Here is a 12,532-nt window from a genome sequence, read left to right on the forward strand (position 1 = left end):
GCGATGGGCTCCGTCCGCGTCGCCATCGTCGGTGTGGGTAACTGCGCCTCGTCCCTCGTGCAGGGCGTCGAGTACTACCGGAACGCCGACCCGAACGACCGCGTCCCGGGTCTCATGCACGTCACCTTCGGCGACTACCACGTCTCGGACGTGCAGTTCGTCGCGGCGTTCGATGTCGACGCCAAGAAGGTGGGCATGGATCTCGCGGAGGCGATCGTCGCCAGCGAGAACAACACCATCAAGCTCTGCGACGTGCCGCCGACCGGCGTCACCGTCCAGCGCGGCCCGACCTTCGACGGTCTCGGCCAGTACTACCGCGAGATCGTCGAGGAGTCGGACGCCGAGCCGGTCGACGTGGCCAAGGCGCTGCGTGACGCCCAGGTCGACGTGGTCGTCGCCTACCTGCCGGTGGGTTCCGAGGACGCCGCCAAGTACTACGCCCAGGCCGCGATCGACGCCGGCTGCGCGTTCGTCAACGCCCTGCCGGTCTTCATCGCCTCCGACCCGGAGTGGGCGCAGAAGTTCACCGACGCCGGTCTGCCGATCGTCGGTGACGACATCAAGAGCCAGGTCGGCGCCACCATCGTGCACCGGGCCCTGGCGAAGCTCTTCGAGGACCGCGGTGTCGAGCTGCTGCGCACGTACCAGCTCAACTTCGGCGGCAACATGGACTTCATGAACATGCTGGAGCGCAACCGCCTGATCTCGAAGAAGATCTCGAAGACCCAGTCGGTGACCTCCCAGGTGCCGCACGAGATGGCCAAGAGCGACGTGCACATCGGCCCGTCCGACCACGTGCCGTGGCTGGACGACCGCAAGTGGGCCTACATCCGCCTGGAGGGTCGCTCCTTCGGTGACACCCCCCTCAACGCCGAGCTCAAGCTCGAGGTGTGGGACTCGCCGAACTCGGCCGGTGTCATCATCGACGCGGTCCGCGCCGCCAAGATCGCCCTGGACCGGAAGATCGGCGGCCCGATCCTGTCGGCCTCGTCGTACTTCATGAAGTCCCCCCCGGTGCAGTACGCCGACCACGACGCGCACGCCGCCGTCGAGGCGTTCATCGCCGGCGAGATCGAGCGCTGACCCGCTGAAGTAACAGCACCGCCGAGGGCCGGGTCCGCATGGACCCGGCCCTCGGCGTTTCTCGCCTCAGCTCGACTCCGCCAGGTACGGCGACAGCCGCATCGCCAATTCCTCCGCCGAATCGACCTCGCCACTGGTCAACGCCATCCGCTCCTTGGCTGGCATGTTGAACGTGAGACCTGATCGGCTGCGGAAGACCCTCATCGCGGCCCAGGCGCAGCGGTCCTCCCCATGTAGATCTTGGTACGGGGATGCCCCTCTGGGGGCAGTTTCGTACCAAGATCCGCAAGAAGGACAGTTAGGACCAGGTGAGGGGGAGAGCGACCGCAGCCTCCAACTCCAGGAGCTTGATTTTGCGGGGTAGGCCGCCGCCGAAGCCGACCAGCTTTCCGCCGGCGCCGATGATGCGGTGGCAGGGCACGATCACCGGGATCGGGTTGCGGTTGCAGGCCGCACCGACCGCGCGGGCCGCGCCCGGGTCGCCGAGCCGCCGGGCCACCTCGCCGTAGGTCAGCGTTTCGCCGTACGGGATGCGGGTCATCTCCCGCCACACCGCCCGCTCGAATTCTGAGCCGCCGGGCACCGTCACCGGCACACCGAAGTCGGTCAACTCTCCGGCGAAGTACGCCCGTAACTCCGCCACGGCCTGCCGAGCCACCTCACCGGTTGGCTCGGTCGTGGCGTTCTCGACCGGGCCGAAGCGGGTTCCGCACACGCTTCCCGCACCGGTAGCCACGGAAAACGCCCCGATGGGCGAGTCCATCACTGTCCACCGCACATCCCTATCATCGCTCATCCGCCCTCACCCCCGCCCATCTCAGGCGCGGCGGGCTGGGCGCGGGCGGGTGGGGAAGAAGGGGGAACGCCCGCCGGAGCTCCCTCAAGGGGTCGCTCCGGCGGGCGCCGGCGTGCTGCTGTGGATCAGGCGGTGGAGACGGTGAAACGCTCTCCGGTGCCCAGTCCCAGACCAGGAGACGACCACTTGATCGTCTTGTTCGAGATCAGCTTGCTGGTGCCGGACGACCCGGCGGAGACCGCCTGTTCGTCGCCCGCGGCCATGATGAAGACGGTTCCGTCGATGTTGTAGTTGACGAAGGCGTACGTCTCCCAGAGGCCCCGCGACTTGCTGGTGGCGATCAGCGGCTTGGTGCCCTTGCTCGCCGCGGTCACGTACCTGCTGTTGGAGTGGGCACGGATGCTGAAGAAGCCGTCGCCCTGGCTGATGACGTCGAACTTCGTCGACTTGGTGACCGTCTTGCTGCTGGCGACCAGCGGCTTGGTGCTGCTGGCGGCCACCACGTACTTGCCGTTTGCCTTCGACTTGATGCTGATGATCGGCGGCGCCGCGTCGATGGTGAACTTCTCGTTGGTGCCGATGGAGGTCTTGCTCGCCATCATCGACGACTTACCGGAGCTCGACGCGGTGACGTACTTATTGTTGATCTTGGACTTCAGGCTGACCGTGCCGTCGGTGTGGTGAACGAGCGTGAACTTCGCCGACGTGACGATCGTCTTGTGGCTGGCGATCAGCGGCTTGGTGCCGTTCGACGGCGCCACCACGTACCGCCCGTTTACCCGGGAGCGCAGTGCGACCAGGCCGCTGCCCGCATCGACGAAGTCGAACCGCTGCGCGGTCCCCATGCTCGACCCGTTGTTGACCAGCGGCTTGGTGCTGCTGGCGGCGGTGACGAACTTGCCGTTGGAGCGGGCCTTGAAGCCGTGCGAGAAACGCGTCGGCGCGATCGAGCCGACCGTCAACAGCCGGTCGATCGAACCCTTGGTGTCGTAGACCCCACCGGCGAGCCCGGTGGTGACGATGCGGTCGCGCACCTGCTTCGGAGTCCAGGACGGGTTGCTGTGCAGCAGCAGTGCCGCAGCGCCCGCCACATGCGGGGCGGCCATCGAGGTGCCGCTCGCCGTCGCGCTGCCGGTGTTGTTGCTGTGCCGCGCCGAGACGATGCTCGCGCCAGGAGCGAACACGTCCAGGCACTTGCCGTAGTTCGAGAACCAGGTGCGCATGTTGATCCGGTCGGTGGCACCCACCGTGATCGCGTCCGGCACCCGAGCCGGCGACACCTGGCAGGCGTCCATGCCTTCGTTGCCGGCGGCGATCGAGTAGGTGACGCCAGCGGCGATCGAGCTCTTGATGGCGTCATCGAGCACCTGGTCCGGCCATCCGCCCAGGCTCACATTGGCCACCGCCGGCACGCCCTTCTCCTGGGCGTCGTTGGTCACCCAGTCGACGCCCGCGACGACTCCCTCGGTGTCGCCATTGCCGTCGCAGTCGAGCACCCGCACGGCGACGAGCTTGACGCCCTTCGCCACGCCGTACTTCGTGCCGCCGACCGTGCCGGCCACGTGCGTGCCGTGACCGTTGCAGTCCTGGGCGATGTCGTCGTGGTCGACGTAGTCGTACCCGTGGCTGGCCCGGCCGCCGAAGTCCTGGTGGTCGATGTTGATACCGGTGTCCAGGACGTACACGGTGACGTTGCTGCCCGTGTTCGGGTACTTGTAGCTGTTGTTCAGTTTGGGCGAGGACTGGTCGATCCGGTCCAGGCCCCAGGACGGCGGGCTGCTCTGGGTGCCGCTGGCCGAGACCCGGCGTACCGGCTCGACGCGGGCCACGGCGGGGTTCTTGGCGAGCTTCTCCGCCTGCTTCGCGTTCATGGCGACCGAGTAGCCGTTGAGCGCCTTGCCGAACACCCGCCTAACGGTGCCACCGTTGGCCTTGGTGAGCTTCGAGGCGGCGGCCCGGGCGCTGCTGTAGCCGACCTTCTGGTCCTTCAGGACGACGATGTAGCGGTCCGGCACCACATTGGAGCTCGCGCTGCCGTGGACCTGGGACCATGACGGCTCGGCGGAGGCGGCACCGGCGGAGACGACGGTGAGGATGGACGAGGCGGTAGCGAGAGCAAGCCCTGCTACCGCCGAGCGGCGCAGTACGCCACGACGCTTCACTGGATGAACTCCCCGTGCGTCATCGGACACACCTATGGGCGGCCCGGACGGATAGTGGATCGTCCCGCTTCGACGGTCGAACAAAAGCGGACGTGCCAACATCATGTGACATCGACGCCACTGAAGGCGTCAGCCGTTCGGTCGAAACGTTGGCGTCTCGGCGTATCGACCGTCACCCGGCAAACCCCACAGTGGAGCGATCCGTCAGCCGAGGATGCCCTCGTCGCGTGCCCAGCGCAGCAGTTCGACCTCGGCCGTGTCGCGGTCCAGGGGCCCGCGTTCCAGGCGCAGGTCCTTCAGGTGCTTCCAGGCCCGCCCGACGATCGGCCCCGGCGGTACGCCGAGCAACTCCATGATCGCGTTGCCGTCCAGGTCGGGGCGGACCCGGGCCAGGTCCTCCTCGGCGGCGATCCGGGCGATCCGCTCCTCCAGGGCGTCGTAGTCCGCCGCCAACTGGGCCGCCTTGCGCCGGTTGCGGGTGGTGCAGTCCGACCGGGTCAGCTTGTGCAGCCGGGACAGCAGATCACCGGCGTCGGTGACGTACCGGCGGACCGCCGAGTCGGTCCACTCGCCCCGGCCGTACCCGTAGAAGCGCAGGTGCAGGGCGACCAGGGCGGTGACCTTGGCGGTGATGTCCTTCGGGTAGCGCAGGGCCTTCATCCGGGCTTTGGTCAGCCGGGCCCCGACCACCTCGTGGTGATGGAAGCTGACCCGGCCGTCCGACCCGACCGCCTTGGTGGCCGGCTTGCCGACGTCGTGCATCAGGGCCGCCATCCGCAGGATGAAGTCCGGCCCGTCCTGCTCGTACGAGATGGCGTTGCGCACCACCGTGAGGGTGTGCTCGTAGACGTCCTTGTGCTGGGCGTGCTCGTCGATCTCCAGCTTGAGGCCGGTCAACTCGGGCAGGAAGCGCTCGGCCAGCCCGGTGTCGACCAGCAGCCGCAGGCCGGTGATCGGGTCGGCGGCACAGAGCAGCTTGGTGAACTCGTCCCGGATCCGCTCGGCGGTGATCCGGTCCAGGTCGGCCGCCATCCGGGTCATCGCCGCGTACACGTCCGGGTGGACCGCGAAACGCAGCTGGGCGGCGAAGCGGGCGGCCCGCAGCATCCGCAGCGGGTCGTCGCCGAAAGACTCGGCCGGGGTGCCCGGGGTACGGACCACCTTCGCGGCCAGGTCCGCCAGGCCGCCGTGCGGGTCGGTGAACCGGTGATCCGGCAGGCTCACCGCCATCGCGTTGATGGTGAAGTCCCGCCGCCGCAGGTCCTCGGTCAGGCTGGTGCCGTACTCGACCACCGGGTTCCGGCTCACCTGGTCGTACGACTCGGCGCGGAAGGTGGTGATCTCCAGCCGCAGGCCGTCGCGCTGGCAGCCGATGGTGCCGAACTCGCGGCCGGTCTCCCAGATGGCCTCGGCCCAGCCGCGCAGGATGCCCAGGGTCTGATCCGGGTGCGCGTCCGTGCAGAAGTCGAGATCCTCGCCGAGGCGGCCGAGCAGGGCGTCGCGTACCGAGCCGCCCACGAGATGCAGTTCGTGACCGGCGGCGGCGAACCGGCGGCCCAACTCGTCGGCGACCGGGGAGACCCGGAGCAGTTCGGCGACGGCGTTGCGCTGAGCGGCGCTGAGTTCGCGGCGGTCGGTGGCGTGGGATGCGGCGGCGTCGGACATCGGATCAGCAGCCTATCGGTCCTGAGGGGCATCTCCTCCGCCGGGCGCGGGTAACGGGCCGAGGTTGACTAAGGTCTGTGGCGTGCGGGCCGGTGCCGGCTCCGGCCTATCCCCTTGGAGGCACAGATGAGCGGCGGGCTCTACCGCAGCGCCAACGCCCAGCAGGGCGGTGCGCCCGGCGGCCGGCCGGGTGACGGCGCGACGTTCATCTCCGCCGATCCCCTCAACCAGCCCGCCGCCGAGTCGGTCGCCCCACCCCCGGAGCAGGTGGCCGAGAGCAGCGCCGCGACCAACAGCGCGGTCATGGCCATCGGCAGCCTGGTCAGCCGGGGTACGGGTTTCCTGCGTACCTTGGCGATCACCGCCGCGCTCGGTTCGGCGATCGGTGACGCGTACACCACCGCTCAGATCCTGCCCGGGATGGTGTACGAGTTCCTGCTCGGCGGCATCCTCACCAGCGTGCTGATCCCGGTGCTGGTGCGTCGGCGCAAGTTCGACCCGGACGGCGGCCAGGCGTACACCCAGCGGTTGCTCACCCTGGCGGTGGTCGCCCTCGGCGCGGCGGCCCTGCTGGCGGTCGCCATGGCACCGGTGCTCACCTGGTTGTACGCCAGCGACGAGGCACCGGCCGACTACCAGGCGCTGGTCACCTCCCTGGCCCGGTTGATGCTGCCGATGATCTTCTTCACCGGCCTGAGTGCGCTGATCAGCGCGGTACTCAACACCCGGGGGCACTTCGCCGCCCCGATGTGGGCACCGATCCTGAACAACATCGTGGTGATCGCCACCGCCGGCCTCTACATCGCGATCTTCAGCACGGACATCCTCGCCCCGGACGAGATGACCACCGGGCGGATCCTGCTGATCGGCGGCGGCACCCTGCTGGGGGTGGCCGTCCAGGCCGCCGGGTTGCTGCCCGCCCTGCGCAAGGTCGGCTTCCGGTGGCGGTTCCGGTTCGACTTCCGGGCCCTGGGGCTGGGCGAGCTGGGCCGGCTGGGCGCCTGGATGTTCTGTTACGTGGCGGTCAGCCAGATCGGGCTGATCGTGGTGTTCAACCTGCTGAGCCGCACCAGCGGGCAGGCCGCCGGGGCACTGATCTACAACAACGTGTTCCTGTTGCTGATGATGGCGCACGGCATCATCGCCGTCTCGATCATCACCGCCCTGATGCCCCGGATGAGCGCCGCCGCCGCAGACGGCCGGTTCGCCGACCTGGCGGCCGACCTGTCCCGGGGCACCCGCACGGTCTCCGCGGTACTGGCCCCGATCGCGATCTGCTACGCCGTGCTGGCCACCCCGATCGCCTTCACCCTGTTCCGGTGGGGGGCCTTCACCGACGAGAACGCCCGGGCGACCGCCCCGGTGCTGTTGTTCGCCGCCTTGGCGCTGGTGCCCTTCGCGGTGAGTCAGCTGTTCACCTTCGCCTTCTACGCGCTGCCGGACACCCGCACCCCGGCTCTGATCAACATCCCGGTGGTGGCGCTGCGGGCGCTGGTGCAGATCGGACTGTTCGCGGCCTTCTCGGCCAGCTTCGCGGCCTCCGGGATGATGATCGGCAACACGATCTCGTACCTGGCCGCCGCGATCGCCTCCGCCTGGCTGCTGCGGCCGAAGGTGGGTCGGATCGGGCTGGGCGGCATCGTGCGCACCCTGGGGAGGGTGGCGGTGGCCGCCCTCGGTGCCGCCCTGGTCGGCCTGCTGGTGGTAGCTCTGCTGCCCGGTGGCGACACGCCGACCCGCCTGGAGGCCCTCGTCCAACTGGTGGTGGGCGGCGCGGTGATCGGTGGTACCTATCTAGGTCTGGCGATGGTCCTGCGGATCTCCGAGATCACCGATGTGGTCGCCATGGTCCGGCGCCGACTCGGACGCTGATCGCCGGATATTCACCGAGCGTGATCGAGGATCACCAGGCTGGGGATGGGCCTGTGGATAACTCCGCGCGTCGCCGCTCAACTACCGGATCGGCCTGTGGATAACCAACCGGAAGTCGGAGTGTGGTCGGCCGATCGACGGGAACCCCGCGGAGACCTGACCCACCGCCTACTGCCTGTCCCGCCCCGGCGACGGCTGGTTGTCGGCGGCCTCTAGATTGGCTGGTACATGTACCAGCAACGTGGCTGACATCGGTCGCAACCGGACGAGTACGCCCTACTGGGGACTCCCCTGTTGGTCACGGCGGGAAGATGACATGTCGGGGAGACGGCCAACCCAGGTAAGGTCGCTCTCGACGGGTACGGCAGGCACCGGCTCGCGTCGGAACCGGTCGCCCCGTGCCAGACGAATGCGGAGCGGGAAGTCACATGCCCAGCAGCGCGGGTCCATCGATCGACAAGATCACCGAGGGAGGACGGGTGACCCAGGTCGGCGAGGGTCAGGACGCGGACGAGACCACTCCGCCCGTCATGACCTTCGGTGCTCCGACGACCGGTGAGGTCCTCGCCGAGCGTTACGAACTGGTCGAGCACATCAACAACGACAGTGCCGGCCGGTTGGTGTGGCGTGGGGTCGATGTCGTGCTGCGCCGTCCCGTAGCGGTCGTGATGCGCTACCCGGGTGGCGATTCCGCCACCGAGATGCTCCAGGCCGCGGTCGCGGCCAGTCGGGTCATCCACCCCAATCTCGTCGGGGTCTACGACGCGATCGACGAGGCCGAGCGGGCCTACGTGGTACGCGAGTGGGTCGATGGCCAGTCGCTGCGGGAGCTGGTCTCCGACGGCCCCCTGGACGCCGCGCGGGCCACCGCGGTCGGCAACGCCGTCGCCAGCGCTCTGGCGGCCGTGCACGCCACCGGCATGGTGCACGGCAACGTGCACCCGGGCACCGTGATGATCAGCGATGACGGCCGGGTGGTGCTGGCGGACGCCCGTACCGACGGCGCCGACAGCCAGGAGAACGACGTCCGAGCGGTCGGCGGCCTCCTCTACTTCGCCCTGACCGGCTACTGGCCGCACACCGAGGCTCCGCTGCGGGGCGCCACCGCCGGGCACGGCCGGGCGGGGATCCCCGACGCGGTGCGGGACGCCAACGGTACGGCGGCGGCTCCCCGTCAGGTCCGGGCCGGGGTGCCGGCCTACCTGGACGACCTCACGATGGACCTGCTCGACGCCGACATCGCCCCGCCCTCCTCGGACGTCCTGGCGGCCGAACTGGCCCGGCTCGACGTGCCCGAGGACGACTACCTGGACACCCACGGTCCGCTGCGCTTCGCCGCCGAGACCGGCGAGGAGCCCTCGCCCCTGGCCGCCGCCGGGGGCCGAAAGGTCGCCCTCGGCATCGCGGGTCTGTTGGCGGTAGCCCTGGTGGGACTGCTCATCGGCATCAGCACCCTCGGCGGCGACGAGGACGAGCCGCAGACCAGTCCGGTCGCCGCCCCCAGTTCCAGCGCCCCGCTGAGCGAGGAACCGGCGCCGCCGCCGGTCCGGGATTTGAAGATCAGTGCGGCCCGGATCATCGATCCGGACAGCCGGGACCGGGCCGAGGTCCGCGACGCCGAGAAGGTGTTCGACGGCGACAAGGACGAGGGCTGGTCCACCCAGACCTACCGTGGGGCCAGCAACTTCGGCAACTACAAGCGCGGCATGGGGGTCTGGATCGACCTGGGTGGCGAGCACACCATCAAGTCGGTCCAGGTGAACCTCTCCGACACCGGGGCCTCCGCGGAGCTGCTCACCGGCACCATCGACCAGCCCTCGACCAACAAGGGCGACGACGAGATCCTCAAGGCGTACAAGAAGAACCCGATCGGTCAGCCCTTCGAGGCGCACGACGGCACGACGATGACCTTCAACGGCTTCGACGCCGACAAGAAGTACCGCTACCTGCTGTTCTGGATCACCGACCTGCCCCCGAACGGCAGTGGCTACAAGGTCGGGGTCAACGAGATCACGGTCCAGGGGTCATGAGCCGGGTCCGACCGGACCGGTGCCCCGACCGGGCCTGACGATGGCGACGGCGAGGGGCGGTGCCGGTTCCGGCCGGACGGGTGCAGCGGCGGTGGACGCGACGGTCAACGACCTCGACCTGCTGCGCGCCCATGTGGCCGGTGATCGCCATGCCTTCGGTGTGCTGTTCCAACGGCACCGGGACCGGCTCTGGGCGGTCGCCCTGCGTACCCTGGGCGACCGCGAGGAGGCCGCCGACGCCCTCCAGGACGCCATGCTGTCGGCGCACCGGGCGGCCGACCGGTTCCGCGCCGACGCGGCCGTCACCACCTGGCTGCACCGGATCGTGGTGAACGCCTGCCTGGACCGGATCCGTCGGCGTCAGGCCCATCCGACCGTGCCGCTGCCCGACGGCACCCGGGAGCCGCGTGAGGGGCACGGCACCGGCGGGGTCGAGCCGGCCGCACCCGTACGCGACCACGACACCGCCCTGACCGTCCGGGCGGCCCTGGCCACCCTGCCGGTCGAGCAGCGGGCCGCGCTGATCCTGGTGGACGTGCAGGGCTACCCGGTGGCCGAGGTGGCCCTGATCCTCGGCGTGGCCGAGGGGACGGTCAAAAGTCGGTGCGCCCGCGGTCGGGCCCGGCTGGCGGTACTCCTCGGCAACCTGCGAACCGGGAGTGACGAGCCGGCCCCGGAAGTGCCGGCGGTCACCGGAGGGAACCCGGGAGCCCGGCGGGGCGTCCGATCGGGGTCAGGACGGTCCTGGGGGCCGGATGTCGACCAGGAGGAAGCGTGACTGCCGAGGAGTTCAGCGAGGTCGACCACGACCTGCTCGCCGACTACCTCGGCGGTGCCCTGGAGGGCACTCCGGAACAGGACGAGGTGGCCCGGCTGATCGCCCAGGATCCGTCCTGGGCTCAGGCGTACGCCCTGCTCGCACCGGCCGTCGCCGAAGTCCGCGCCGATCTGCTGGGCTGGGGCGAACCCACCCTGACCATGCCGGTCGACGTCGCCGACCGGATCCTCGCCGCGCTGGACGCCGCTGAGCTGCCGGCCGGCCCTGATTCACCGGCCCCGGACCTGCCGGGCACGGAGGTGGACCACGCCGGAGGTGGGCTGCCGCCTCTGGTGCCGGCCCAGCCGCTCGGTGGCCGCCGTCCGGAGGGTGCACCGCGACCTGGTCGAGACCGCACGGCCACCCGGCCGGGTCGGCGAAGCCGCCGCTGGGCCCGGATCGCCGGGCCGGTGGCCCTGGCTGCCGCGGCGGTCGTCGGCCTGGGGGCCCTGCAACTGGCCCGGCCGGACTCCGGCGGAGACACGACGGCGGACACCGCGCTGAACGAGCCGGTCACCAGCCCGTACGTCCACGAGGGCCAGGAGGGTCCCGAGCAGGCCGCAGCCGGTGCCGAACCACACCGCGCCCCGGTCACCCAGGGCACCCCGCAGCGGTACACCGCCCGGGACTACACCCCCCAGGAACTGACCCAGGAGCCGGAGGCGAGGATCAGCGCCTTCGCCGGTACCGCAGCGCCGGACGCCGGTGACGAGCGGATGGCCGGTCCGGCCGACCTGGCCCGGCTCGACGACCAGTCGGCGCTGGCCGCCTGCCTGGCGGACATCGGCACCGAACACGGTGCCCGGCCGTTGGTCTTCGAGGACATCGAGTACGCCCGCTTCCAAGGGCTCCCGGCGCTGGTGGTCCGGTTCGTCGACGCCTCCGGTGCCCGCTGGGCGTGGGTCAGCGGTCCCGAGTGTGGTATCGCCGGGTCCGGCTCGGACAGCCGCTATCGGACGCGGGTAGGGTGAGTCCGCGGCCGCCGAGAACTTTGGTCGCCCCCGTGACGCGACCCACCGGATGACCGGCTCGGGAATCTCCGGTTCCTACGATGACGTTCTGCAAGTCAGTTGCCGCCGCGTCGGCACTCGGCTCGACATCGGCACATCCGCCGGTGCCGACTAAGTCAACACGATTGGGAGACGGCAGTGGACGAGGTCCGCAACCTCATCATCATCGGCTCCGGGCCGGCCGGCTACACCGCGGCGGTCTACGCCGCCCGGGCCAACCTCAAGCCTTTGATCATCGAGGGCGTCCAGTCCGGCGGCGCGCTGATGACCACCACCGAGGTGGAGAACTTCCCCGGCTTCGCGGACGGCATTCTCGGCCCCGAGCTGATGGACAACATGCGCAAGCAGGCCGAGCGGTTCGGCGCGGAGTTCCTCACCGATGACGTCACCCGGGTCGAGTTGACCGACACCGGCCACCCGGGCGCGGTGAGCACGGTCTGGGTCGGCGAGAGCGCCTACCGGGCCCGGGCGGTCATCCTCGCCACCGGCTCCGCCTGGCGTCCGCTGGGCGTACCGGGTGAGCAGGAGTACCTGGGCCACGGCGTCTCCTCCTGCGCCACCTGCGACGGCTTCTTCTTCCGTAACCAGCACATCGTGGTGGTCGGCGGCGGTGACTCCGCGATGGAGGAGGCCGACTTCCTCACCCGTTTCGCCGAGTCGGTGACCATCATCCACCGCCGGGACTCCTTCCGGGCCAGCAAGATCATGGCCGAGCGGGCGCTGAGCAACGACAAGATCAAGGTCGAGTGGAACACCGTGGTGGAGGAGATCCTCGGCGCGGACGGCAAGGTCACCGGAGCCCGGGTCCGCAATGTGCACACCGGCGAGACCAAGGTGCTCGACGTCACCGGCGTCTTCGTGGCGATCGGCCACGACCCCCGCAGCGAACTGTTCCGCGGGCAGGTGGCGATGGACGACGAGGGGTACGTGAAGGTCGAGGCACCGAGCACCCGGACCAACATCCCGGGTGTCTTCGCCGCCGGTGACCTGGTCGACCACACCTACCGGCAGGCCATCACCGCAGCCGGCACCGGTTGCGCCGCCGCACTCGACGCAGAACGCTTCATCGCCACGCTGCCCCAGGGCTGAACGAGACA

Annotated in this window: 9 protein-coding genes; 6 read left to right on the forward strand and 3 right to left on the reverse strand. The window is 69.8% G+C overall.

The window, feature by feature from the left end; all coding sequences use genetic code 11:
• Positions 1-3: 3 nt before the first annotated feature.
• Positions 4-1,083, forward strand: coding sequence for an inositol-3-phosphate synthase (locus ABZ795_RS18735; RefSeq protein ID WP_357531333.1), 1,080 nt, complete (start codon positions 4-6; stop codon positions 1,081-1,083).
• Between the two features lie 298 nt (positions 1,084-1,381).
• Here ABZ795_RS18735 and ABZ795_RS18740 read toward each other — a convergent pair whose 3' ends face one another.
• The 3 genes from ABZ795_RS18740 to ABZ795_RS18750 all read right to left on the reverse strand — a co-directional run bounded on the left by ABZ795_RS18740 (position 1,382) and on the right by ABZ795_RS18750 (position 5,706).
• Entirely contained in the window at positions 1,382-1,861 is a 480-nt protein-coding gene (locus tag ABZ795_RS18740) for a methylated-DNA--[protein]-cysteine S-methyltransferase (protein WP_357531334.1), read from the reverse strand.
• 143 nt (positions 1,862-2,004) lie between these two features.
• A complete protein-coding gene (locus tag ABZ795_RS18745) occupies positions 2,005-4,041 on the reverse strand; it encodes a S8 family serine peptidase (RefSeq protein WP_357531266.1) in 2,037 nt (678 codons plus the stop codon).
• A gap of 204 nt (positions 4,042-4,245) precedes the next feature.
• On the reverse strand, positions 4,246-5,706 hold the full coding sequence (locus tag ABZ795_RS18750) for a CCA tRNA nucleotidyltransferase (RefSeq protein WP_357531267.1): 1,461 nt from the start codon (positions 5,704-5,706) through the stop codon (positions 4,246-4,248).
• Positions 5,707-5,832: 126 nt separating this feature from the next.
• Between ABZ795_RS18750 and murJ the strand changes: the two genes are divergently transcribed.
• From murJ to trxB, 5 genes are all read left to right on the forward strand, one after another.
• Positions 5,833-7,578 carry a murein biosynthesis integral membrane protein MurJ gene (gene murJ / locus ABZ795_RS18755; protein ID WP_327023528.1) on the forward strand — a complete coding sequence of 582 codons (1,746 nt, stop codon included), beginning with the start codon at positions 5,833-5,835 and terminating at the stop codon, positions 7,576-7,578.
• 428 nt (positions 7,579-8,006) lie between these two features.
• The gene (locus ABZ795_RS18760) at positions 8,007-9,608 is read left to right on the forward strand and encodes a protein kinase family protein (protein ID WP_327023527.1); all 1,602 of its coding nucleotides are present in this window, start codon (positions 8,007-8,009) and stop codon (positions 9,606-9,608) included.
• Between the two features lie 40 nt (positions 9,609-9,648).
• Positions 9,649-10,386: an RNA polymerase sigma factor SigM gene (sigM, locus tag ABZ795_RS18765; protein ID WP_327023526.1), complete on the forward strand. Its 738-nt coding sequence runs from the start codon at positions 9,649-9,651 to the stop codon at positions 10,384-10,386.
• On the forward strand, positions 10,383-11,396 hold the full coding sequence (locus ABZ795_RS18770; protein WP_357531268.1) for a hypothetical protein: 1,014 nt from the start codon (positions 10,383-10,385) through the stop codon (positions 11,394-11,396). The genes sigM and ABZ795_RS18770 overlap by 4 nt, the downstream gene beginning before the upstream one ends.
• 177 nt (positions 11,397-11,573) lie before the next feature.
• A complete protein-coding gene (trxB, locus tag ABZ795_RS18775) occupies positions 11,574-12,524 on the forward strand; it encodes a thioredoxin-disulfide reductase (protein WP_357531269.1) in 951 nt (316 codons plus the stop codon).
• The last annotated feature ends 8 nt before the right edge of the window (positions 12,525-12,532 follow it).

Source organism: Micromonospora sp. NPDC047134, from assembly GCF_040643455.1.
In the GTDB taxonomy this organism is placed as follows: domain Bacteria; phylum Actinomycetota; class Actinomycetes; order Mycobacteriales; family Micromonosporaceae; genus Micromonospora.